The organism is Mesorhizobium sp. CA15 (genome assembly GCF_020165215.1).
Taxonomy (GTDB): Bacteria; Pseudomonadota; Alphaproteobacteria; order Rhizobiales; family Rhizobiaceae; genus Mesorhizobium.
Genome location: NZ_JAIUHQ010000027.1, coordinates 1 through 23,290 on the forward strand (window position 1 = coordinate 1; position 23,290 = coordinate 23,290).

The 23,290-nt window shown below is 63.5% G+C and carries 25 protein-coding genes; 17 read left to right on the forward strand and 8 right to left on the reverse strand.

Annotated elements, in window-relative coordinates; translation table 11 throughout:
- The first annotated feature begins 17 nt into the window (after positions 1-17).
- Both LB515_RS26600 and LB515_RS26605 read left to right on the forward strand, forming a co-directional pair.
- Positions 18-1,193, forward strand: coding sequence for a porin (locus LB515_RS26600; RefSeq protein ID WP_224544146.1), 1,176 nt, complete (start codon positions 18-20; stop codon positions 1,191-1,193).
- Between the two features lie 240 nt (positions 1,194-1,433).
- Positions 1,434-2,507, forward strand: a complete 1,074-nt coding sequence (locus tag LB515_RS26605; RefSeq protein ID WP_224709476.1) for a tyrosine-type recombinase/integrase — start codon at positions 1,434-1,436, stop codon at positions 2,505-2,507.
- A gap of 72 nt (positions 2,508-2,579) precedes the next feature.
- On the opposite strand, the gene LB515_RS26610 is transcribed toward LB515_RS26605, so the two are convergent.
- A complete protein-coding gene (locus LB515_RS26610; RefSeq protein ID WP_224709477.1) occupies positions 2,580-3,473 on the reverse strand; it encodes an alpha/beta fold hydrolase in 894 nt (297 codons plus the stop codon).
- A gap of 257 nt (positions 3,474-3,730) precedes the next feature.
- Complete coding sequence (locus LB515_RS26615) at positions 3,731-5,764, reverse strand: lytic transglycosylase domain-containing protein (RefSeq protein ID WP_224709478.1); 2,034 nt, start codon at positions 5,762-5,764, stop codon at positions 3,731-3,733.
- A 465-nt stretch (positions 5,765-6,229) separates the two neighbouring features.
- Between LB515_RS26615 and dapA the strand changes: the two genes are divergently transcribed.
- The 3 genes from dapA (at position 6,230) to LB515_RS26630 (ending at position 8,640) form a co-directional block, all read left to right on the forward strand.
- Complete coding sequence (dapA, locus tag LB515_RS26620) at positions 6,230-7,111, forward strand: 4-hydroxy-tetrahydrodipicolinate synthase (protein ID WP_224605217.1); 882 nt, start codon at positions 6,230-6,232, stop codon at positions 7,109-7,111.
- A 246-nt stretch (positions 7,112-7,357) separates the two neighbouring features.
- Positions 7,358-7,837 (forward strand): SsrA-binding protein SmpB, encoded by a 480-nt coding sequence (gene smpB, locus LB515_RS26625; RefSeq protein WP_112095724.1) that lies wholly within the window; start codon positions 7,358-7,360, stop codon positions 7,835-7,837.
- 86 nt (positions 7,838-7,923) lie between these two features.
- Positions 7,924-8,640 (forward strand): GH25 family lysozyme, encoded by a 717-nt coding sequence (locus LB515_RS26630; protein WP_411969170.1) that lies wholly within the window; start codon positions 7,924-7,926, stop codon positions 8,638-8,640.
- Between the two features lie 39 nt (positions 8,641-8,679).
- Here LB515_RS26630 and LB515_RS26635 read toward each other — a convergent pair whose 3' ends face one another.
- The gene (locus tag LB515_RS26635) at positions 8,680-9,609 is read right to left on the reverse strand and encodes a DMT family transporter (protein WP_224709480.1); all 930 of its coding nucleotides are present in this window, start codon (positions 9,607-9,609) and stop codon (positions 8,680-8,682) included.
- 144 nt (positions 9,610-9,753) lie between these two features.
- On the opposite strand from LB515_RS26635, the gene LB515_RS26640 reads away from it, so the two are divergent.
- Complete coding sequence (locus tag LB515_RS26640; RefSeq protein ID WP_140842520.1) at positions 9,754-10,227, forward strand: Lrp/AsnC ligand binding domain-containing protein; 474 nt, start codon at positions 9,754-9,756, stop codon at positions 10,225-10,227.
- 33 nt (positions 10,228-10,260) lie between these two features.
- Here LB515_RS26640 and LB515_RS26645 read toward each other — a convergent pair whose 3' ends face one another.
- Entirely contained in the window at positions 10,261-10,932 is a 672-nt protein-coding gene (locus tag LB515_RS26645) for a uracil-DNA glycosylase (RefSeq protein WP_224709481.1), read from the reverse strand.
- Positions 10,929-11,510: an NYN domain-containing protein gene (locus LB515_RS26650; RefSeq protein WP_095766928.1), complete on the reverse strand. Its 582-nt coding sequence runs from the start codon at positions 11,508-11,510 to the stop codon at positions 10,929-10,931. The genes LB515_RS26645 and LB515_RS26650 overlap by 4 nt, the downstream gene beginning before the upstream one ends.
- Before the next feature lie 302 nt (positions 11,511-11,812).
- On the opposite strand from LB515_RS26650, the gene rpoZ reads away from it, so the two are divergent.
- From rpoZ to LB515_RS26670, 4 genes are all read left to right on the forward strand, one after another.
- A complete protein-coding gene (rpoZ, locus tag LB515_RS26655) occupies positions 11,813-12,214 on the forward strand; it encodes a DNA-directed RNA polymerase subunit omega (protein WP_095766929.1) in 402 nt (133 codons plus the stop codon).
- A gap of 124 nt (positions 12,215-12,338) precedes the next feature.
- Positions 12,339-14,570, forward strand: coding sequence for a RelA/SpoT family protein (locus tag LB515_RS26660; RefSeq protein WP_095766930.1), 2,232 nt, complete (start codon positions 12,339-12,341; stop codon positions 14,568-14,570).
- A gap of 78 nt (positions 14,571-14,648) precedes the next feature.
- Positions 14,649-15,227: an orotate phosphoribosyltransferase gene (pyrE, locus tag LB515_RS26665; RefSeq protein ID WP_224605237.1), complete on the forward strand. Its 579-nt coding sequence runs from the start codon at positions 14,649-14,651 to the stop codon at positions 15,225-15,227.
- A 75-nt stretch (positions 15,228-15,302) separates the two neighbouring features.
- The gene (locus tag LB515_RS26670) at positions 15,303-15,686 is read left to right on the forward strand and encodes a VOC family protein (RefSeq protein WP_140842512.1); all 384 of its coding nucleotides are present in this window, start codon (positions 15,303-15,305) and stop codon (positions 15,684-15,686) included.
- Here LB515_RS26670 and LB515_RS26675 read toward each other — a convergent pair.
- Positions 15,664-16,194, reverse strand: a complete 531-nt coding sequence (locus LB515_RS26675) for a GNAT family N-acetyltransferase (RefSeq protein ID WP_224709482.1) — start codon at positions 16,192-16,194, stop codon at positions 15,664-15,666. The genes LB515_RS26670 and LB515_RS26675 overlap by 23 nt on opposite strands.
- Positions 16,195-16,405: 211 nt before the next feature.
- Between LB515_RS26675 and LB515_RS26680 the strand changes: the two genes are divergently transcribed.
- From LB515_RS26680 to LB515_RS26705, 6 genes are all read left to right on the forward strand, one after another.
- Positions 16,406-16,993, forward strand: a complete 588-nt coding sequence (locus LB515_RS26680) for a DUF2062 domain-containing protein (RefSeq protein WP_224709483.1) — start codon at positions 16,406-16,408, stop codon at positions 16,991-16,993.
- Complete coding sequence (gene acpS / locus LB515_RS26685; RefSeq protein WP_140699845.1) at positions 16,990-17,403, forward strand: holo-ACP synthase; 414 nt, start codon at positions 16,990-16,992, stop codon at positions 17,401-17,403. The genes LB515_RS26680 and acpS overlap by 4 nt, the downstream gene beginning before the upstream one ends.
- A gap of 79 nt (positions 17,404-17,482) precedes the next feature.
- Positions 17,483-18,232, forward strand: coding sequence for a signal peptidase I (lepB, locus tag LB515_RS26690; RefSeq protein ID WP_224605243.1), 750 nt, complete (start codon positions 17,483-17,485; stop codon positions 18,230-18,232).
- 4 nt (positions 18,233-18,236) lie between these two features.
- On the forward strand, positions 18,237-18,953 hold the full coding sequence (rnc, locus tag LB515_RS26695) for a ribonuclease III (protein WP_224605284.1): 717 nt from the start codon (positions 18,237-18,239) through the stop codon (positions 18,951-18,953).
- Positions 18,938-19,870, forward strand: a complete 933-nt coding sequence (era, locus tag LB515_RS26700) for a GTPase Era (RefSeq protein ID WP_224709484.1) — start codon at positions 18,938-18,940, stop codon at positions 19,868-19,870. Before rnc ends, era begins: the two co-directional genes overlap by 16 nt.
- 40 nt (positions 19,871-19,910) lie before the next feature.
- The gene (locus tag LB515_RS26705) at positions 19,911-20,801 is read left to right on the forward strand and encodes an aminoglycoside phosphotransferase family protein (RefSeq protein WP_224709485.1); all 891 of its coding nucleotides are present in this window, start codon (positions 19,911-19,913) and stop codon (positions 20,799-20,801) included.
- Positions 20,802-20,827: 26 nt separating this feature from the next.
- On the opposite strand, the gene LB515_RS26710 is transcribed toward LB515_RS26705, so the two are convergent.
- Positions 20,828-21,268 carry a VOC family protein gene (locus LB515_RS26710; protein ID WP_224709486.1) on the reverse strand — a complete coding sequence of 147 codons (441 nt, stop codon included), beginning with the start codon at positions 21,266-21,268 and terminating at the stop codon, positions 20,828-20,830.
- 206 nt (positions 21,269-21,474) lie between these two features.
- On the reverse strand, positions 21,475-22,278 hold the full coding sequence (locus LB515_RS26715) for a CPBP family intramembrane glutamic endopeptidase (RefSeq protein WP_224709487.1): 804 nt from the start codon (positions 22,276-22,278) through the stop codon (positions 21,475-21,477).
- 252 nt (positions 22,279-22,530) lie between these two features.
- On the opposite strand from LB515_RS26715, the gene recO reads away from it, so the two are divergent.
- Entirely contained in the window at positions 22,531-23,289 is a 759-nt protein-coding gene (recO, locus tag LB515_RS26720) for a DNA repair protein RecO (RefSeq protein WP_140545278.1), read from the forward strand.
- Position 23,290 lies beyond the last annotated feature (1 nt).

Genomic DNA, 23,290 nt, shown 5'->3' on the forward strand with positions numbered 1-23,290 from the left:
TGACTGGAGGTCAGAAAATGAACATCAAGAGCCTTCTTCTCGGCTCAGCTGCGGCCCTGATCGCAGTTTCGGGCGCCCGCGCCGCCGACGCGGTGACCGTCGCCGAGCCGGAACCGGCTGAATACGTCAAGATCTGCGACGTCTACGGCTCGGGCTACTTCTACATCCCCGGCACCGAAACCTGCCTGCGCATCGGCGGCTACGTCCGCTACGACATCGGCGTCGGCGACGTCGGCTCGTTCGACGGCGCGCGGTCTTTCGACCATGAGGATGGCGACGACCAAGCCACATTCTACAAGAACGCCCGCTTCACGCTGAAGACCTGGACCGGCCAGGAGACCGAGCTCGGCACTTTGAAGACCTACACCGAGACCCGCTTCAACTTCGGCAACCGTAACAACTACGGCCAGGTCAGTGTTACTGGTCCTACCACTGCCCCCGTTACGACCCTGCTCGGCAACCCCGCCGCCAACAAGGCCGTCTCGCTGAACTTCGCCTGGATCCAGCTCGGTGGCCTCCGCGTCGGTAAGGACGAATCGGCCTTCAACACGTTCATCGGCTACGCCGGCAACGTCATCCAGGATACGCTCGTCCCGTACGGCGACTTCGACACCAACGTCGTCCAGTACTACTTCGACGCCGGCAACGGCTTCTCCGCCGTCCTCTCGCTTGAAGAAGGTTCGGGCGTTGTCGGCACCATCGACAGCTATGTTCCGCATGTTGTCGGCGGTCTGAAGTGGACGCAGGGCTGGGGCGCCATCAGCGGCGTCGTCGCCTATGACAGCAACTACGAAGAAGTGGCTGGCAAGGTTCGCTTGGACGTGAATGCGACCGACGCCCTGTCGCTGTTCATCATGGCTGGCTACGGCACCGACGACAATCTCACGGACGGGACCTGGGCAATTCCGGCCGGTGGCCGCGGCTTCTACAAGCAGTGGAGCGGCAACTGGGCAGTGTGGGGCGGCGGCACCTACAAGTTCAACGAGAAGACCTCGTTCAACCTCCAGGTGTCTGCTGACGATGGCAAGAACGTCGGCGTCGCTGCGAACGTCGCCTACGACATCGTTCCCGGCTTCACGGTCACCGCCGAAGTTGACTACCTCCACCTTGGCGACGACTCCGTCTCCAACTGGACCAACGCCAACAAGGAAAACAGCGTCGGCGGCATGCTCCGCTTCCAGCGCTCCTTCTAAGGGCCGGACTGCAACAACTGAAATCCGGCCCGGGCGTCAAATGCCCGGGCCGTTTTGTTTTCGCGATTGGTCGAAGCAAACGAAAGGATGGGGGTGAAACGGTAAGCTGATCGGGTCTGTGGAGCGACTTTGTGGGATCCGCCACTGGCGGATGGGGTCGGCTGCAAGATTCGAAAACTCTTGAAAGGACATCTCCGAACGGTTAGGGCTGAAAGCTTAACCACAGGGGGTGTGGCTAAAATGTCGAACGAAGCGATTCAAGAGGGGGAACCCTCTGGTCATTTTGCGGTATTTTCTTCTCAGAATTCGAAGTTTAGGTATACCTACAACAAGATCCGGGAAGTAAAATCGCACAGGATCGGGGAACTCTTTGCAGCATACCGGGATATACTCTGGGATGATGGGCGGCATAAATACAATGTCAGCTCGTTCATCGGTGAAATAGACGAGATCCTTCTCGGAGAACGTTTCAGCACCTTCGACCAGAACACCTTGGACAATCTTATCGGTACCTTGCGCCAGCGCGGGAACAGCAACGCAACCATCAATCGCAAGATGGCTGCACTCAGCAAGCTGCTGCGCAAGGCTCATAAGATGGGAGATATCCACAGCCTGCCCGAGTTCCGCCGCCAGAAGGAGCGGGCGGGACGGATTCGTTTCCTCGAAAGGGACGAAGAGACAAGGCTGTTCGCTGCCATCAAGAGCCGCAGCGAGGATGCTTACAGACTTTCCGTTTTCCTGGTCGACACCGGCTGCCGTCTAGGCGAGGCGCTCGGCCTGATCTGGAACGACATCCAGGAGCACCGCGTCTCATTTTGGATCACGAAATCCGGCCGCAGCCGCACCATCCCGATGACCGAACGGGTCAAGGAGGTGATCAAGCTGCCGCCGACCACCGAGGGTCGCCGGCCGAAGGGTCCGTTCACCAAGCTCAGCCAGGCGCAGTACCGCGCCATCTGGAACGAAGCGAAAGCGGAAGTCGGTCTTGGCGCCGATGAACAGGTGGTACCGCATATCCTGCGCCACACCTGCGCTTCGCGCCTTGTCCAGGGCGGTATCGACATAAGGCGCGTGCAGATGTGGCTCGGCCACCAGACGCTGTCGATGACCATGCGTTACGCGCACCTCGCCACCAACGATCTCGATGGCTGCGTCGTCGTTCTCGAGAAGCCACGCGGCGACCAGGCGCCGAGCGCCGCGGAGAACTCCGTCTTTGCCTCCCCCTTGACCGCGCCATCACCTGGCAAAGCCGCTCGCAAGGAGAGCGGACTGGAGCCGGCAAAGGCGCGGCGCAAGAGCTCCAAAGGCAAGTAGGCGCGCGCCGCGTGCCGGAGAATCTATATTTTATCGACAAGCCCGAGATTGAGTTAGTCTCGGGCTTTTACTTTATTTTGATTTGCGCTCTGCCCGATCGAGGAAATCCGCAATCTCCCGCGGCAGAGTGCCGGTTTCCAGAAAGGGCGCGTGTCCCTGACCTTCGACGGTGATCGTCTCCATGCCGGGATGACGCCTTCCCATCTCCTCGACGGTCGCAGCGGATAATAGCTTTGAATTGCCGCCGCGAATGACAAGCAGCGGCACAGCGGCGAGCGTGTCGAATTGCGGCCACAGATCCGGTAGCGGCTTGCTGAAGTCGGCGCCGGCCAGGGTGTCGACCAGGGCCGGATCGAAATCCGCCACCCAGCCGGTCGCCGTCTCGCGGCAGATTGCCCGGACCATCCGCGCCCAGTCGGCGTCGGTCAGCCCCGGGAAATCGGCGCCATGCACGCTGCGCTGAGCATCCACCGCCTCGGCGAATGTCTTCGGTCTCGGCGCCGGGTCGAGATAGGAGCGGATATGGGCGAGGCCCGCTGCCTCGATTACCGGGCCGATGTCGTTGAGCACGATGGCTTTCAGCACGGCGGGCTTCAATGCGCCGAGCACATGGATGATCAGGCCGCCCCGCGACGTGCCGACGAAGGCGGCCTGCTCGATGCCGAGCGCCGACAATCCGGCAAGGACATCGCCGGCTTCGACGCCGACATTATAATGGCTGATATCGGGGTCGTGGTCGGATTGGCCGCGACCGCGATAGTCAAAGGCGAGGACTTTTCGCGGCCTTTCCGCCTTGCTTGAGAGGTGGAGTGCCAGTTCGTGGAAATCGCGGGCGTTACGGGTGAGTCCGGGCAGGCAGACGACCGGCCAGCTGCCGGCATTCGCTTCGCCATAAGTCTGGGCGTGGAGTTTCAGGCCGTCTGGCGCGGCGTAGAAGAAGTCGGAGAAACCTTCGTCGCTCGCCATCGCAATGCCGCTCCTCGCTAGGGGTGATCGACAGCTACAGGCGAGGGCAGGGATCGTCAAATGGGAGTTCTTCCTTCTCCCCTTGTGGGAGAAGGTGTCGCCGAAGGCGACGGATGAGGGGTGTTCCAGCGGAGTGAGACGCCGGCGATTGCGCCTTTAGACGAGCGCGTTGGCCAAGCTGGAGCACCCCTCATCCGTCTCGGCGCTACCGCGCCGATCCACCTTCTCCCACAAGGGGAGAAGGAAGAGACGCCCCCTCAGCTTCGTCCGTTCACGAGATCCCCCACGATGTCGTATTTCCCCGAAATACGCATCTTGTAGACCTCGTAATTCTCCATCACACGCTGCACGTAACTCCTTGTTTCCGTGAAGGGAATCCGCTCGATCCAGTCGACGACGGCGTCCACGTCCTTGCCGCGCGGGTCGCCGTATTTCGCCACCCATTGGGCGGCGCGGTTCGGGCCGGCATTGTAGCCGGCGAAGGTCAGCACATAGGAGCCGCCGAAACGGTCGAGCTGCTCGCCGAGGAAGGCCGAGCCCAGCGTCGCGTTATAGCCGGCATCCGTCGTCAGCCGCGCCTGCGAGAAATTCATGCCGGCCTTTTTTGCCAACTGCTTGGCGGTGCCCGGCATCAACTGCAGCAGGCCGCGCGCGCCGGCGCTGGAAACGGCGCCGATATTGAACTCGCTTTCCTGGCGGGCAATGGCGTAGGCAAGTGCCTTGCCGGATCCCGAAACATTGGCCGAATCGGGAATGACACCCAGCGGATGCGACAGCGCGCCGACATCGATGCCGCGCTGGGCGGCGATCTTGCCGACCTTCAGCGCCATGAAATGGTTGCCCTGCTTTTCGGCCAGCACCGCAAGCAGCGCCAGCTCGCCCGGGCTGGTCAGCTGCCCGGCAAGATCGCGGTAGAGCGTTTCGGCGTAGCGGTCATAGCCTGCCTCCTGCAGCCGCTTGATCGCGCTCACCGCCTCGCGGCCGTCAAAGCTCTGGCGGTCGGCGGCGCTCGGTTTCGGATAGGAGATGTTGAGGGTCCTGAGGCCCACACGCTCGCCCGCGAGCTGGCCGTAGAAGGTCGTGCCGTAGCTGGCCGCGCGCGTGAAATAATCCTTGGCGTTGCCCGGGCCGCCGACTTCCGCCGCGCGGCCGAGCCAGTAATAGGCGCGCGACAGGGACACCGGTCCCTGGGCGAGCTCGGTGATGCGCTTGAAGTGAGTGGCCGCGGTCGCCGGATCGTTGAGGCCGCGCAGCGCGTACCAGCCGGCGTGGAATTCGGCCTCGGCGGCATTTGCCGGGCTTTCGGCCGCATGCATGGAGACAATCTTGTAGGCGGTCTTCATGTCGCCCCGGTCGACCAGCTCGCGCGAGAGCACGCGTCGTTCGACCCACCAGGCATCGGGGTCGACCAGCGAATCGCGGTTTGTCGGCGCTTTCATCACGGCAGCAGCGGCTTCGGCGAATTTCTGCTGCTTGCGCAGATACTCCGCCTCGGCGAAGAAATAGCCGGCGGAGCGCGGCACTGCGGGCACTGCCTTCAACAGCTTGGCGGCGTTCTTGTCGCCCTTGTCGGCCGCCGCCCAGGCATCCGCCAGCGGCTGTGCGCCAGCGAGGCCGGCGACCCGCAGCGCCGACGACGGCCGGTCGGCATAAAACATGCGCTCCATGCGGTAGCGATGGTCGGCCGCCGGGATCAGCGTGCCGAACTCCTTGATGACAGCCCCCTCATCCTTCGCTTCCAGTTTTTCTGTGCGCCAAAAGGGTACCAGCACAGACCGCGCCGCGGCCTGGTTGCCAAGCGCCACTTGCGAGCGGGCGAGGATGATGACGCCCTCAGGCGTCAGCGGCTGGCTGCGGCCGAAGGCCTGCACCACCACTTGCGGCGGCGGATTCTCGCGATAGAGCGCGCGCTCGCTGTTCTTGCGCAGCGCGATCGTGCCCGGCCATCCAGGCAGCATCTTGGCCGCGTCGGCAATCTCGCCGCTCGGCACCTGGTCGCCGCCGTAAAGCGCGATCGCCCAGGCGAGGATGTGCCGGTCGAGCGAGGTGGCGGGCAGCGTGTCGCGCGCATTGCGCGCGCCGACGATGTTGTTGGCGGCAAGCGCATCGAGCCCGCTCTTCAGTTGCGCTATGTCGAGGGCGGTCGGCGTCTGGCCCGGCGCCTGTGGCGCATCTGGCGCCGGAATCGAGGCCGTCGCGCGCGCGTCGACGCTGCCACCGATCGCCATGGTAGGCGTCAGCGCGACGATCGCGCCCAACAGCGCGAAAAGATGGGGCCGCCTCGTCGGCATTTTATGATCCTAGCACATCGCCAGCAGGCGCGGGCATTGAGAACCCGATGCGAAGCCTAGACTTAGGTCGTGAAGGGCTCGTAAACAAAAGGTTATCGAGGCCGTTCGAATGGCGCTTGCTGGTATCCCGATTCTGAAATTCGCATGACCTTGATATCGGGCGCGGCGCGAATTTCAGAATCGCAGGACACCAGCCAACTGTCGAATCTAGTGTCGTTTTGGTTTTCGATGTTCGCCCCGAGCCTGATATCAACGTCTGGCAAACATCGAAAACCACGACACTGGCATTACGCCGATGCTTGCCGCTGAACCATGTCGAGACTATGGTGCGCGGCTTCGCTTTCGGGTAGAAGGCGCGCAACTGACCGATCTGATGAAACACCGATGCATGTCGCCCACAAGCGGAAACCGGTTTTGGGACGACGACATGCATAAACCGACGAAGTTCCAAGGAGTTTGGACGACATGCTGAGAGGCTCGCTGACTGCGCTCGTGACACCGTTCGAAAAGAGCGGGCGCTTCGACGAGAAAGCCTTTCGCTCGTTTGTCGAATGGCAGATCGCCGAGGGCACCAAGGGCCTCGTTCCCGTCGGCACCACCGGCGAATCGCCGACGCTGTCGCATGAGGAGCACCGCCATGTCGTCAAGGTCGCCATCGAGGTAGCCAAGGGCAGGGTGCCGGTGGTGGCCGGCGCGGGCTCCAACAACACCGAGGAAGCGGTCGGCCTGGTGAAGTATGCCGAACAGGCCGGCGCCGATGCCGCCCTTGTGGTCACGCCTTACTACAACAAGCCGACGCAGCGCGGCCTCTATGAGCATTTCGCGGCCGTCGCCAGGGCGACCAAGCTGCCGATCATCATCTACAACATCCCGCCGCGTTCGGTGATCGACATGACGCCGGAGACGATGGGCAGGCTGCGCCACGACTTCAAGAACATTGCTGGCGTCAAGGACGCGACCGGCAAGGTCGAGCGCGTCTCCGAGCAGCGCATGACCTGCGGCAAGGATTTCATCCAGCTTTCCGGCGAGGATGCCTCCGCGCTCGGCTTTAACGCTCATGGCGGCGTCGGCTGTATTTCGGTCACCTCGAATGTCGCGCCGCGCCTTTGCTCCGAGTTCCAGGAAGCGACGCTTTCCGGCGACAGCGCCAAGGCACTCGAGCTGCAGGATCGGCTTCTGCCGTTGCACAAGGCGATCTTCATCGAGCCTGGCGTATCCGGCGCCAAATACGCGCTTTCGAAGCTGGGCAAGGTCGAGAACGTGGTCCGTTCGCCGCTGGTGACGGTCGAGTCCTCGACCGCCGAGAAGCTCGACGCGGCGCTCAAGCACGCCGGCTTGATTAATTAGCGAGCCCGTTTGGAAACTCTACTCCTGCGGCCATCTGAAGGCGCCACCTGCGCTTCCGGTGCTCACGTACTATATGTACGCTCCGCTCCGGTTCCGCGCATGGCCCCGAAAGCATCCGCTTTCGGAAAGGACCATGCGCAAAGTCGGGCTGCAGAGCGTCCTTTGCGCGTTTAGAAAACGCGCGGCGCTCTGTTGACACCTTCACCTGACTCGCAGGAGCGAGTTTCGAAACGGACTCTGGACGTCATGAATCAAGTCAAGAAAGCCGATCCCAACAACAAGACCGTTGCGGAAAACCGCAAGGCGCGCTTTTCCTACGAGGTGCTCGACACGATCGAGACCGGCTTGGTGCTGACCGGCACCGAGGTCAAGTCGCTGCGCCAGGGCCAGGCCAACATCCAGGAAAGCTACGCCTCGGCCGAGGGCGGCGAGATCTGGCTGATCAATTCCTATCTGCCGGAATATCTGCAGGCCAACCGCTTCAACCACGAGCCGCGCCGGCGCCGCAAATTGCTGGTCTCCAAGCGCGAGATGGCGAAACTCTCGCAAAGCGTCGAGCGCGAAGGCATGACGCTGGTGCCGCTGAAAATCTATTTCAACGACCGCGGCCGCGCCAAGCTGCTTCTCGCCGTTGCGCGAGGCAAGAAGCTGCATGACAAGCGCGAGACCGAGAAACAGCGCGACTGGTCGCGCGAGAAGGGCCGGCTGCTGAAGGAGCGCGGCTGAGCCTCCAGGGCTGGCAGCGCCGGCCGCCTGAAAAAAGCCACCGGCCGGTTCTCCGGTCAGGCGCGCACGAGCCTTTGCGGCAGGGGATGGTCTTGGGGAAGCGGATTGTTTTCTGGGGCCTTGCCGTCGCGGTTGTCGCCAGTGCCGTCGTGGCGGGCGCCTTCTTCTGGTTCCGCGGCTTTTCCCCGGATCGCGAGGAATTCCCGATCCGGGGCATCGACGTCTCGCATCATCAGGGAAAGATCGACTGGCCCCGCGTCGCCGCCGACGATGTCGCCTTCGCCATCATCAAGGCGACCGAAGGCGGCACCCATGTCGATACCCTGTTCGCGACCAATCTGCGCGAGGCCCGCGCGGCCGGCCTGGCGGTCGGCGCCTATCACTTCTTCACCTTCTGCCGGCCAGGCGCCGACCAGGCGAAGAACTTCATCTCGGTGGTGCCGCGCAGCGAGCCGCTTTTGCCGCCGGTGGTCGACATCGAGTTTGGCGGCAATTGCCCGCAGCGCCCGTCGCCCGAGCAGTTGAACGCCGAGCTTGCCGCTTTCCTCGGCCCGGTCGAGACGGCATTCGGCAAGCAGGCGATTTTCTATCTGACCGACGAGGCGGCAGACGCCTATTCCGGCAGCATTCTTAGCCGCCGGCGCTGGTTGCGTTCTCTGGCGACGAGACCGCGCGAGAACGACTGGATCTACTGGCAGTATCACAATATGGGCCGCGTCGACGGCATCGAAGGCGATGTCGATCTCAACGTCCTGAAGGGCGGCCGCGAGACGCTGGCGAAGTTGTTTGCGCCGACGCCTTGAATTGCCGGCCCTTGAATCGCTTGCCGTACCGCTGAAGGCTTACGATCCTCCCGGCGCCGGTGCATTAAGGCGTCTATTGGCAATCCGCCCTCCGATCGCTGACAAGCCCATCCCGGCGGCCATGGTGGCAATGGCTGCGAACTGGATCGTCATCGGCGTTTCGCCGAGTACCGCCATGCCGACAGCCACGGTGGCGATGGGTATGCCGGGCAGAAACAGCGATGCCGTCTGCGGCCCCAACTGCCCGACGACATAGGTATAGAGGAACATGGCTGCCGCGCCGGCCAGAATCCCCTGGATCACGATCTGGCTGATGACTTCCGTGGCGGCCGCGGCATGGATATGGCTTGGTGCGACGAAGTAGAGAATCGGCAGCGGCAGGCAGGACAGGAGCACTACCGCGGCCGTGGCCGTAACGGGATCGGCACGCCAGCGCCTGACAAGAACGGCATAGGCCGAAAACATCAGGCCCGATCCGATGAAAAGCATATCGCCGAAGAGAACGCCGCCGGTGCCGCCGCGCGCCGGCGCGATGAACAGCGACAGGCCGGCGACAATCGCGAGGACACCGATGGTCCGTTGCCGCGAAGCGCCGTCATTGAAGACGATGCGTGACAGCAGGAACGAAAAGAAGACGATCGACGCTGGACAAAGCGCGGCCGCATGGGCGGCAGGGGCATAGGTCAGGCTCCAATTGATAATCAGCGGATAAGGCAATCCGGCCAGCGCCGCCAATGCCAGGGCCCGTCGCCAACCGAGCGCCCTCATGCTTACAAAGCCGCCGCGCCAGACGATCGGCAGAAAGACCGCCCCCGCGCCGCCAAAGCGCAAGGCGGCCAGATCCGTCGCCGTCAGATGCTCCCTGAGGCTGAAGCGGGCGGCGACGAATTGGATGGCGTAGATGCCGATCATAATGAGGCCCGCGATGATCGCCAGCCTGGGGTTTCCTGAGTCTCGCGCGTCCGCCATGTTCCGCCGCCGTCGTGACATCGCCATCGAAGATCATCTCCGCACAAAGCGATGAAAGCGCAGGCTATTGCCGAAAAGCCCGTGGCAAAATACGCTCTTTTCTCGAAATTTGAGTGAAACTCGCAGATTAGAGGCAGGTCTAGCGTGAATGCTGAAGCAAGCGACCTCGACGGCGTCGACCGCAATCTCCTGCGATTGCTGCAAGAAGATGGGCGTCGCACCACACTTGATCTGGCGTCGCGTGTCGGCCTCTCGCCGACCGGCACCAGCCTACGGGTGAAGCGGCTGTTTCGGGAAGGCTACATCACCGCGGTCAGGGCCGTGCTCAATCCGGCAAAGATCGGACGCGGTACGCTCGTCTTCATCGAGGTGCGTCTCGATCACACGGCGCCGCATATTTTCGAGCGCTTCGCCGAGGCGGTGACCAAGGCGCCCGAGGTTCTCGAGTGCCACATGGTGGTCGGCGGCTTCGACTATTTGGTAAAGGCACGCATCTCGGAAATGGCCGCCTATCAGGATTTCCTGACGCGGGTCATTCTCGCGCTGCCGGGAGTGAAGGAAACGCACACTTATACCTCCATCGGCGACGTGAAGCCGGATGCGCTGCTGCCGGTATGAGTGGGCGTCAGACCGACAGGAAGCCGCGTGAATCTAGCTCTTCAGGAACGCCGCAATCTCCTTAAACACGCTGACGAACATCTCCTGCGTCAGCACGCCCGTATTGGTGTTGTAGCGTGAGCAGTGGTAGCTGGAAAACAGCGCGATGCGGCCGGCTTGCTGCCTCCCGCCATGGCGGAACGGAAAGGCCGCGACGCGCTCGCCCAGCGCCCGCACCGTCGACTGATGCGCGATCGAACCCAGCGTCAGGATGGCGCGCAGGTTGGGAAAGCGCGCGATGGTCGGCTTGAGAAAAGTCCGGCAGGTGGCGATCTCGGCGCCCACCGGCTTGTTCTCCGGCGGCACGCAGCGCACCGCATTGGTGATGGCCGTGCCGACGAGTTGCAAGCCGTCATCCGGCCTTGCCTTGAACTCGCCACGCGCAAAACCGTGCGCGATCAATGTGCCATAGAGCAGGTCGCCGGCATAGTCGCCGGTGAAGGGGCGCCCCGTGCGGTTGGCTCCGCGCAGGCCGGGCGCCAGCCCGACGATCAGGAGGCGGACTGAATCTTCACCCTCCGGCGGCAGGAAGGTCGGCACTGGCGCGTTGAACCAGCCGGGCTCACGCTCGCGCCAGGCGGCGATGAACTCATGCAGCCGCGGGCAAAGCGGGCAGTCACGGCTGGGTTCGGGGGAGAGCACGGCGGTCAAGGCCGCCGCCGTCAATAATCTTCCTCGTCGACTTCGGCGGGTTCCGGCCGGCGCGCCGGCCGCTCGGACGGATCGCGGCCGACTTCGCTCTTCAGCGTCATCAGGTCGATGAAATGATCGGCCTGACGGCGCAGATCGTCGGAGATCATCGGCGGCTGCGAGGCCATGGTCGAGATGATCGACACCTTGCGCCCGCGCCGCTGCAGCGCTTCGACCAGCGTGCGGAAGTCGCCGTCGCCGGAGAAGATGACATAGTGGTCGACGACATCGGCGAGCTCCAGCGCATCGACGGTCAGCTCGATGTCCATGTTGCCCTTGATCTTGCGGCGGCCGGTCGAGTCGGTGAATTCCTTGGCGGGCTTCGTCACCACCTTGAAGCCGTTATAGTCGAGCCAGTCGATCAGCGGCCGGATCGATGAATATTCCTGATCCTCGACCAGGGCGGTGTAATAGTAGGCGCGCAGCAGGTAGCCGCGCTTCTGGAAGCTCGACAGGAGCTTGCGGTAGTCGATGTCGAAGCCCAGCGCGCGGGAGGTGGCATAGAGATTGGCGCCGTCGATGAAAAGAGCGATCTTTTCACGGGGATCGAACATTGAAAAACATTCCTTTCGAAAATTTTTGTCGTCTAAAAGCGTTTGACGAATAGGTCCGGCAAATGGACCTTTGTACCGTCACCTCCGAGATAACGCGCAATTTGTGGATATCCAAGGGCATGGCCCTATGTTGCAAGCAATTGTGATCGCCACTATGTGGGTAGCTTCACGGCGTGGCGATGATGAGCCGAGCAACGGCCCGTCAAGCCGACGCTGGCGCCATAAAGCTTGTATTTCGGCCGCGCCCGCGTTATGGAGCGCGCCAGCTTTCCATCAAATCCATCGCATGAAAGGGGCAGTCCATGGCCCGCGTAACCGTTGAAGATTGCATCGACAAGGTCGACAACCGTTTTGAACTCGTGCTGCTCGCCGGCCATCGCGCCCGCCAGATCAGCCAGGGCGCGCAGATCACCGTTCCGCGCGACAATGACAAGAACCCGGTCATCGCGCTGCGCGAGATCGCCGACGAGACGCTGTCTCCCGACGACCTCAAGGAAGACCTGATCCACTCGCTGCAGAAGCATGTCGAGGTCGACGAGCCGGAAGCCGAGGGCGAGGCGATCGCCGACCAGACCGGTGCGACAGCCGTTGCCGCCGACGCCGACGACGCCGAGGAGAACGTCACTTTCGACCGCATGAGCGAGGAAGACCTGCTCGCCGGCATCGAAGGTCTGGTGCCGCCGGAAAAGAGCGACGACTACTAAGTGCTTTTGTCCGGGTTGGATCAACCATCCAGGACTTCCGTATCTTAGGTTTCGTGGCTATCTATGAGATGCGTCGCACGTCGGTGCGGCGCATCAATCATTTCAGCACCGCGAGATCCCGCCCATGATGCGTCAGTATGAGCTTGTCGAGCGCGTCCAGCGCTACAAGCCTGACGTCAACGAGGCGCTGCTCAACAAGGCCTACGTCTATGCTATGCAGAAGCATGGCCACCAGAAGCGCGCCTCGGGCGATCCCTATTTCTCGCATCCGCTCGAAGTCGCGGCCATCCTCACCGACATGCATATGGACGAGGCGACCATCGCCGTTGCCCTGCTGCATGACACGATCGAGGATACGACCGCGACCCGCGCCGAGATCGACGAGCTCTTCGGCCCCGAGATGGGCAAGCTGGTCGAGGGGCTCACCAAGCTGAAGAAGCTCGATCTGGTCTCGAAAAAGGCCGAGCAGGCGGAGAACCTGCGCAAGCTCCTGCTCGCGATCTCCGAGGACGTCCGCGTTCTGCTCGTCAAGCTCGCCGACCGCCTGCACAACATGCGCACCCTCGACCATATGCCGGAAGCCAAACGCCTGCGCATCGCCGAGGAGACGATGGAGATCTATGCGCCGCTGGCGGGGCGCATGGGCATGCAGGGCATGCGCGAGGAGCTGGAGGAAATAGCCTTCCGCTACATCAATCCGGAGGCTTACCGCGCTGTTACCGCAAGGCTTGCCGAGATTTTCGAGCGCAACAGGGGCGTCCTGCAGGAGATCGAGACGGCGCTGTCGGGCCTGTTCGAAAAACACGACATCAAGGCGAGCGTGAAGAGCCGGCAGAAGAAGCCGTGGTCGGTGTTCCGCAAGATGGAGGCCAAGGCGCTCTCCTTCGAGCAGCTCTCCGACATCTTCGGTTTTCGCGTCGTGGTCGATTCGGTCGACGACTGCTACCGCGCGCTTGGCGCCATCCACACCACCTGGTCGATGGTGCCAGGCCGTTTCAAGGATTACATCTCGACGCCCAAGCAGAACGACTACCGTTCGATCCACACCACCATCGTCGGCCCGTCGCGCCAGCGCGTCGAATTGCAGATCCGCACCAGGGAGATGAACAAGATCGCCGAATATGGCGTCGCCGCGCATTCGATCTACAAGGATACCGGCGGCAAGATGAACGGCGCGGGCCATGCGATCTCCAGGGAGACCAACGCCTATGCCTGGCTGCGGCGCACCATCGAGCAACTGGCCGAAGGCGACAATCCGGAGGATTTCCTCGAGAACACCAAGCTGGAGCTGTTCCAGGACCAGGTGTTCTGCTTCACGCCCAAGGGCATGCTGATCGCGCTGCCGCGCGGGGCTACTCCCATCGACTTCGCCTATGCCGTCCACACCGATGTCGGCGACACCTGCGTCGGCGCCAAGGTCAACGGCCGCATCATGCCGTTGATGACCGAGCTCAAGAACGGCGACGAGGTCGAGATCATCCGCTCCAAGGCGCAGGTGCCGCCCGCCGCCTGGGAATCGGTCGTGGTCACCGGCAAGGCGCGCGCCGCCATCCGCCGCGCCACCAAGAATGCGATCCGCAAGCAATATTCCGGCCTCGGAGCCCGCATCCTGGAACGAGCCTTCGAGCGCGCCGGCAAGACATTCACCAAGGAGAGCCTGAAGCCGGTGCTGCACCGGCTGGCGCGCAAGGACATCGAGGACGTGCTGGCCTCGGTCGGCCGCGGCGAGCTGAGCTCCACCGATGTCATGAAAGCGGTCTTCCCCGACTATAAGGACGAGCGTGTCACCGTCGCGGCGCCCAAGCAGCGCGAGGAGGGCTGGTCGAAGATCCGCAACGCCGCCGGCATGCTCTTCCAGATGCCCGGCACCCGCGCCGCCAAGAAGGACAAGGACCAGCAGCGCGACGGCGCGGTGCCGATCCGCGGTGTGCGCGGCGACCTGCCGGTGCGTTTCGCGCCGGAGGGCGCTGTACCCGGCGATCGCATCGTCGGCATCATCCAGCCCGGCACCGGCATCACCATCTATCCGATCCAGTCGCCGGCTTTGCAGGCCTTCGACGACCAGCCCGAGCGTTGGATCGACGTGCGCTGGGACATCGACGAGCGCACCAAGGAACGTTTTCCGGCGCGCATCTCGGTCACCGCCATCAATGCGCCCGGTTCGTTGGCCGACATCGCCCAGGTCGTCGCATCCAACGATGCCAACATCCACACGCTGTCGATGATACGCACCGCACCCGATTTCACCGAGATGCTGATCGATCTCGAAGTCTGGGATCTCAAGCACCTCAACCGGCTGCTGTCGCAGCTCAAGGACAATTCGAGCGTCAGCGATGCGCGGCGTGTGAATGGGTGAATAGTGAATAGTGAATAGTGAACTAGAAGGTGCTCTTACTGCCATTCACCATTCACCATTCGCCAAGGGGACCGAACAATGAACACCGACGAAGTGCTGGGCATTTTCCGCGAGGCCGGCGCCGTCCTCGAAGGGCATTTCATCCTGACGTCCGGTCTGCGCAGTCCGGTCTTCCTGCAGAAGGCCCGCGTGTTCATGCATGCCGACAAGACCGAGCGCCTGTGCAAGGCGCTGGCCGAGAAGATCCGCAAGGCGGTGCCGGGCGGGATAGACTACGTCGTTGGCCCGGCCATCGGCGGCCTGATCCCGGCCTATGAGACCTCGCGCCATCTCGGCGTCCCGGCGATCTGGGTCGAGCGGGAAGGGGGCGAATTCAGGTTGCGCCGCTTCGAGATTGCCAAGGGCTCGCGCGTCGTCATCGTCGAAGACATCGTCACCACCGGCCTGTCGATCCGCGAGACCATCGACTGCCTGCGCGAGCTCGGCGCCGACGTCGCGGCGGCTGCCTGCATCATCGACCGTTCGGCCGGCAAGACCGATGTCGGCGTGCCGCTGATCGCGCTTGCCGAATATGAAGTGCCGGCCTATCCCGCCGACCGCCTGCCGCCGGAACTTGCCGCGATTCCAGCCGTTAAGCCGGGAAGCCGCAACATCTGACATCGCAATGTATGAAAACAGGCACTTGAGCGCGTCGCTTGAATCTCTTTGCCGGAGACGCGCGCCGAGGCGACAATGATCGCCGGGATCGACCATTTCGTGCTGACGGTCCGCTCGCTGGAAGCGACCTGCGATTTCTACCGGCGGGTGCTCGGCATGCGGCGGCTCGACGAACCGAACCGGCCGACCGCGCTTCTGTTCGGCTCGCAGAAGATCAACCTGCACGAAGTCGGTCGCACCTTCGAGCCGAAGGCGAAGGCGCCGACGCCGGGTTCCGGCGATTTCTGCCTCGTGGCGGCAGTGCCGCTTGCCGAGGTCCAGGCCAGCCTCGAGGCCAATGGCGTGGCGATCGAAGTCGGTCCGGTCGAACGCACCGGCGCGCGCGGCAAGATGATGTCGGTCTATTTCCGCGATCCGGACGGCAATCTGGTCGAGGTCAGCGAGTATCAACCCGGCTGAGATCGAGCCGCATGGCGCAGCGCTGGCCCGTAGGCATGCCGTGCCTGGCCTCGTCGTCGAGCAGGCTTGCCAGCCGTTCGTCAATCTCGGCGTCTTCCCGGATGCGAAATCCGGCCTTGCGATAGAAGGGCGCGTTCCAGGCGACGGCGCGAAACGTGGTCAGCGTCACCGCGGCCAGTCCGCGCCGCCCGGCGTCCGCGACCACCTGTTCGAGCAGCGCGCGGCCGATGCCTTGGCCCTGCCGGTCGAGGCGCACGTCCAACTCCCATATATGTAGCGCATCGCCTTCGATCCCGGCGCTCAGGAAGCCGACCGGCCGGTCCTTCTCGTCTGCGGCAATCCAGCATGCGCCGGCGGCGATCAGCGCGCGATGCCGCTCGACGCTGATATTGTCGCCGTCGGCGAGCCACGCCAGTTCCGCAATGGCGCGGAACGCCAGCCCGGCGGACTGTTCGATCCGCGGCAGCGCCCCGGCGTCCTCGGCCCGCGCCGGTCTAATGGTGATCATCGGCTCCGCATCCGGGTTGTTTTCCTCAGTTTCGCCAGAATGACGCTGTTGTTACAGCCTGCGGCAGACCATCGCGGCGGCGTTCGTTGTTGCGCGGCCTGGTCGTCGCTATATCAAAGCTTGTTGCCTTTCTGCGCCCTCGAAGCGCAAGATGTGTTTGCGCGACCCGGCGGGTAGGGGCAGCGCGTATTGGACCGGGAACTGGAACAGAGTGCTTTTTCGACGCCGAGAGCCTGATGGCTTCCTGGAACAGGTGCGTACTTATCTTTGGCCGCGCCGCTCGTTCTCGCGTTCCGTGCAGTATTTCTCCAAACGCATCCTGCGGCTGAAGGCGACGCCGCATTCCGTCGCCGCCGGTGTCGCCGCGGGCGTTTTCGCCTCCTTCTTCCCGCTTGGCTTCCACTTCATCGTCGCCGCCGTGCTGTGCTGGATCATCGCCGGCAATCTGGTCGCGGCAGCGCTCGGCGCGGTGTTCTTCGGCAATCCGCTGACCTTCCCGCTTTTGTGGGGCGCGTCCTGGGAGATCGGCAAGCTGCTCCTGCATGAGCATCTGCCGAAGCACGGCCCGCCCGAGCATCTGGGCGAAATGATGCACAAGCTTTCCTTCGCCAAGCTCTGGCACCCCATTCTGGAGCCGATGCTGATCGGCGCGGTGCCGCTCGGCCTGGTCTTCGGGCTCCTGTTCTACGCCATCACCCGCTGGGGCATGACGGTGTTTCGCGAGCAGCGCCGGAAGCGCATGGTCGAGCGTGCCGAGAAGAAAGCGCGGCAGGGCCGACCGGAAGTGCCAGCGGAATGATCATCGGCATCGGCAGCGACCTGATCGACATCAGACGTATCGAGAAATCGCTGGAGCGGCACGGCCAGCGCTTCGTCCAGCGCATCTATACCGAGGTCGAGCAGGCCAAGTCGGAGGCGCGTGCCGCCCGCGCAGCTTCCTATGCCAAGCGCTTCGCCGCCAAGGAGGCCTGCGCCAAGGCGTTGGGTACCGGCATGGCCGAGGGCGTGTTCTGGCGCGACATGGGCGTGGTCAACCTGCCGAGCGGCGCGCCGACCATGGCGCTGACCGGCGGCGCCGCGGCCAGGCTGGAGAAAATCCTCCCGAAAGGCCACCGCGCCCTCATCCATCTCACCATCACCGACGATTTCCCGCTTGCTCAAGCCTTTGTGATCATCGAGGCAGTGCCCGCCGAACAAGCGCCACATTGATTCCATCTGACCACGAGCGGCATGACGTTGCCCAGCGCCCGCCGAGACTCTATACCAACATCGCACAATCGAGGACGACATGAGCGTGGCTGAAAAATCGCAGAAGAAATCCGGCGGGCTTGGTGAGACCTTTTCCGTCATCATCCAGGCTCTGCTGCTCGCGCTCGTCATCCGCACGCTGCTCTTCCAGCCTTTCTCCATTCCGTCCGGCTCGATGCGGCCGACGCTGCTCGAAGGCGACTATCTCTTCGTCACCAAATGGGCCTATGGCTATTCGCGTTACTCGTTGCCCTTCGGTCCCGATCTCTTCTCGGGCCGCATCTGGGGTTCCGAGCCCAAGCGCGGCGACGTGGTGGTGTTCAAGTTCCCGCCGGATCCGTCGGTCGATTACATCAAGCGCGTCGTCGGCCTGCCCGGCGACAAGATTCAGGTGAAGGACGGCCAGCTTTTCATCAATGACGTCGGCGTGCCGCGCGTGAAGACCGGCCAGATCGACAATCCCGATGTCACCGAAGAAAACCGGCCGATCGATGTCTACCGCGAAACGCTGCCGAACGGCGTCAGTTACGACACGCTCGACATCAATTCCGATTCGATCGGCGACAACACGCGCGAATTCGTCGTGCCGCCCGGGCACTATTTCATGATGGGCGACAATCGCGACAATTCCTCCGACAGCCGCTTCGCCGTCGGCTTTGTGCCGGCCGAGAACCTTGTCGGTCGCGCCAACCTCATCTTCTTCTCGATCGCCGGCAAGGCGAGCCCGCTCGAGATATGGAAGTGGCCGTCGTTGATGCGCGCCGGGCGCCTGTTCCATTTCGTCCACTAGAGCGATGGCGGCCAGAAAGCGTTTGACCGCCGATGCCCTTGCCGAAGCGCTTGTCGAGCGCACCGGCCATGTCTTCGCCGACCGCCAGCGCCTGCAGCGGGCGCTGACGCATGCCAGCGCCCGTTCGACCCATGCCGGCGTCGACTATGAGCGGTTCGAATTCCTGGGTGACCGTGTTCTCGGCCTCGTCGTGGCCGACATGCTGCTCGCCTCCTTTCCCGATGCCGCCGAAGGCGAGCTTTCGCTGCGCCTCAACGCGCTGGTCAATGCCGAGGCGCTGTCGGAAATCTCCGAACAGATCGGGCTGCCGGAACTGGTGCGCGCCGGTTCCGATGTGCGCAATCTCGAGGGCCGCAAGCGCACCAATCTGCGCGCCGATGCGCTGGAATCGCTGATCGCCGTGCTCTATCTCGACGGCGGGATGGACGCGGCGCGCGCGTTCATCCACCGCTACTGGCAGCCGCGCTCGCAGGCGATGGGCGCTGCCCGCCGCGATGCCAAGACCGAATTGCAGGAATGGGCGCATCAGGCCGCCGCCGGCGCCGTGCCCGCCTACCATATCGACGGCCGTGACGGACCGGACCACGACCCGGTGTTCACGGTCAGCGTAAAAGTCGGCTCTTTCGCGCCCGCCGTCGGCAGCGGCCGCTCCAAGCGCGAGGCCGAGCAGGCCGCGGCGGCTACTCTTTTGCTGCGCGAAGGCGTATGGAGCGCGGCATGACAGAAACGGAAACCACTCAAGTCCCCGCGACGCGCTCCGGTTTCGTAGCGCTGATCGGCGCGCCAAATGCCGGCAAGTCGACGCTGGTCAACCAGCTCGTCGGCGCCAAGGTGTCGATCGTCACCCACAAGGTGCAGACCACCCGCGCCATCGTGCGCGGCATTGCCACGCATGACAACGCGCAGATCGTCTTCGTCGACACGCCGGGCATCTTCAAGCCGAAGCGGCGGCTGGACACGGCGATGGTGACCACCGCCTGGGGCGGCGCCAAGGATGCCGATGTCGTCGTGCTGCTGATTGACGCCGAGCGCGGCATCAAGGGCGATGCCGATGCCATCCTCGACCGGCTGAAGGACGTCAGGCAGCCGATGCTTCTGGTTCTCAACAAGGTCGACCGCGTCAAGCCGGAAACGCTTCTCGCCCTGGCCGCGACCGCGAACGAACGCGTGCCGTTCAAGCGCACTTTCATGATCTCCGCGCTGACCGGCTCCGGCTGCAAGGACCTGCTCGATTATCTCGCCGAGACGCTTCCGGCCGGTCCCTGGTACTATCCGGAGGACCAGATCTCCGACCTGCCGATGCGCCAGCTCGCGGCCGAGATCACGCGCGAAAAACTTTATCTGAGACTGCATCAGGAACTTCCCTATTCCTCGCATATCGAGACCGAGAAATGGGAAGAGAAGAAGGACGGCTCGGTGCGCATCGAGCAGGTCATCTATGTCGAGCGCGACAGCCAGAAGAAGATCGTGCTTGGCCACAAGGGCGAGACGATCCGCGCCATCGGGCAAGCCGCGCGGATGGAGATCGCTGGCATTCTGGAGCAGAAGGTGCACCTCTTCCTGTTCGTGAAGGTGCGCGAGAATTGGGGCGACGACCCCGAGCGCTACCGCGAGATGGGGCTGGAGTTTCCCCATTGATGCTTGCCGCGTAGAAGGACCCGGCAACGGGCCAGCGACATTGCATAATCCAAAGATAACCATCGATACCGATCTCGTCCGCCGGCTGGTCGATGCACAGTTTCCGCAATGGCGGCATCTCCTAGTCAGCCCGGTCGCGTTCGGCGGCTGGGACAATCGCACCTTCCACCTCGGCGACGAGATGACGGTCAGGCTGCCGAGCGCGGCCGCCTATTCGCTGCAGGTCGAGAAGGAGCATCGCTGGCTGCCGAAACTCGCCCCACATCTGCCGCTACCCATTCCAATGCCTCTCGCCATGGGCGAGCCGGCCCAAGGCTACCCCTGGCATTGGTCGGTCTATCGCTGGATCGACGGCGAGACGGCACGGAGCGCACGCATTGCCGATCTCCCCGCGTTTGCCGTGGCGCTCGCCGATTTCCTTGTCGCTTTGAGGAGCATCGACCCGACGGACGGGCCCGCGCCCGGCCAGCACAATTTCCACCGTGGCGGGCCGCTCACGGTCTATGACGGCGAGGCAAGGCAGGCCATTGCCGCGCTTGAAGGCCGGATCGACACCCAACCCGCAACCGCCGTGTGGGAGGCAGCGCTCGCCGCCACCTGGCATGGCTCGCCGGTCTGGTTCCACGGCGATGTCGCCTCGGGCAATCTTCTGGTCGAGGACGGCAGCTTGAGCGCCGTCATCGATTTCGGCACCTCCGGCGTCGGCGACCCGTCCTGCGATCTTGCTATAAGCTGGACATTCTTCGAAGGCGAAAGCCGCGAGGCGTTTCGCACCCGCATCGACGTCGACGACGCCACCTGGGCGCGCGCCCGCGGCTGGGCGCTATGGAAGGCGCTGATCACCGTCGCCGGGCACGACGCCAACCAGGCCGAGGCCGAAAGGCAGCGCAACGTGATCGACGAGGTGCTTGCCGATTACGAACGCTGCTGAAGTGTCCACAACTCTTCGGGTCATGCTCAAGGATTCTCGCCACCCAGGGCGGCCTTGCCGCGGCGCTCCATTTCGGCCGGCGATAGGTCTTCCTTCCATGTCAGCAGCACCCAGACATGGCCGAACGGGTCGCGCACGCTGGCTGAGTTCGCGCCGTAAAACATGTCCGTTGGAGGCTGGACTTGCTCGCAACCTGCAGCCATCGCGCGAGCCAGAACCGCTGCATTGTCATCCACCATCAGATGCAGGCCCGCCGTGCATGCTCCGAGATGCCGTGGCTCATCATAGATCCGGCTGGTGGGATCGCCGAGCATCACCGTTGCATTGCAGATGGTGAGCTCGCTATGGACGATCCGCCCATCCGGTGCCGTGATGCGCAACACTTCTTCGGCACCGAACGCCTTGGCATAGAAGGCCACGGCCTTGGCCGCGCCTTGGACATAGATGTGCGGAACGACTGCGTTCAAGTAACGAAGAGGCCTTATCGTCATCGCTGGGCTCGTTGGTGCTCTCTGCCGCAACTGTTCGTACGGTTGGCGTTTTGCGCGACAGCGGCGCCATCATCATAAACACAGGCCGTCCTCTCCGGTTCCGGACATAGCGGTAGGACAAGAATGCTCGGTGGTCCGAAACGGCGGCCTGCCCTGTTGCGGGCGCCGCAATCCGTTGGCGCCTATGCTGTTGTGGCAACCACAAGCCGTGCCGCCGGCCGGCGCACGAAGCTCTCCGTGCCGTAATACGCAACAATCGCGACCGTGATCATCGCCCAGATCGCTACAGCGATCCATTGCTGCTGCACATAGTCGCCTTCGACGAACACCTTGCCGAGGAAGCGCACGCTGTTCTGGTGCGTGACATGCATCAGGATGGCAAGCAGCACACTGCCGGTGTTCTGATAGAGCCAGGTGAATACGATAGCGGCCAGCACGACATTGATCGTGCCGTAGAGGCTGAGGTCGCCGACTAGGCCGAGCGGGAAATGCCAGACGGCCCATATCACGCCAAGGATCAGGCTGCTGGCGAGCGCCGAGCGGCAGGCAAGCAGGCGCGGTGCCGCAAAGCCGCGCCAGCCGGGTTCCTCGCCCAGTGGACCGCTGAAAACGGCGTAGAGCGCGATCATCGGCAGCATTTCGGAGACGGCGGGGATATTGCCCCAGGCGGGCTGCACCGAGCCGAACAGCGGATTGATCAGGATCGAGGCAAGCTGCGCCCCGAACGGCAGGCCGAACGCCGCCAGATACCAGATCGGGCGGACGCGCCATTTCACCATCGAGGTCAGGATCGCCTTGACCGCGCTCCAGCCACCGACAAGTGCCGCCACGATGAAGCCGGAAACGGCCGGTCCGAAAGTAAACCAGGGAATGCTCTCGCCATGCGACAGATAGAAGGGGATGAACGCCAGCCACGTCAAGCCTAGCGCCAGCGCAAAGAAGAAGGTCAACCGGTGTCTCCACACCAGGTTCAGGAAGGAGCTCATGTCGGATCTCGCATCGGGCAATGGTTGCGAAAGTCGCCTGCCCGCGAGGTCGACATTTCGGGAAAAGGCCGGCCGTTACGTTCGGCGGTCTGCGCTGGCCACCCGGTCAACGCGTCTGCATTTGACATTCGCGCGGCCCGAGAATCCCGAATGCTTTCTGAGAAAATTCCGATATTTGGAGCTGGCAGCATCCTCGCCGCTTTAGCCGTGTCAACCTTGATTTCGCCACCCAACAGGTGAAAAGCTCCCGCCATGGAATGGCGCGACGAGGGAATCGTTCTCGGTACTCGCAAGCATGGCGAAACCAGCGCCATCCTCGAGGTGATGACGCGTGCCCATGGCCGCCATCTCGGCCTAGTGCGGGGAGGGCGCTCGCGCAAGCAGCAGCCGGTGCTGCAGCCCGGCAACCGCGTCGATCTTCTGTGGCGGGCGCGGCTCGACGAGCATCTCGGCATCTTCCAGGCCGAAGCGATCGAGATGAACGCCGCGCGGCTGATGGACAGCGCCGTCGCCGTCTACGGCCTGCAGACCATGGCCGCGCATCTGAGGCTCCTGCCCGAGCGCGACGCCCATGGCGGCCTTTATGAGGCGCTCGCCGTGATGATTTCGCACCTGGACGATGCCGACGCGGCGGGAGAGCTGGTGGCGCGGTTCGAGCTGCTTATCCTCGATGAACTGGGCTTCGGCCTCGATCTCAGCCAATGCGCGGCGACCGGCACCAGGCAGGATCTCGCCTATGTCTCGCCGAAATCCGGACGCGCCGTGTCGCGCGAAGCCGGCGCGCCTTGGCACGACAAGATGCTGGCGCTGCCCGCCTTCCTGCAGCGCGGCTCCGGCCTGCGCGCCGATGCGGCAGCCCTGGAGGACGCGTTCCGGCTGAGCGGCTTCTTCTTCACCCGTCACGTCTACGAGCCGCGCGGCCTCGAGCCGCCCGACGCCCGCGCCGGCTTCCTCGCGGCGCTGCGCCGGCATCATGCCGCGGTGAGGGCGATTGCGGGCGAGGCAGGATAGC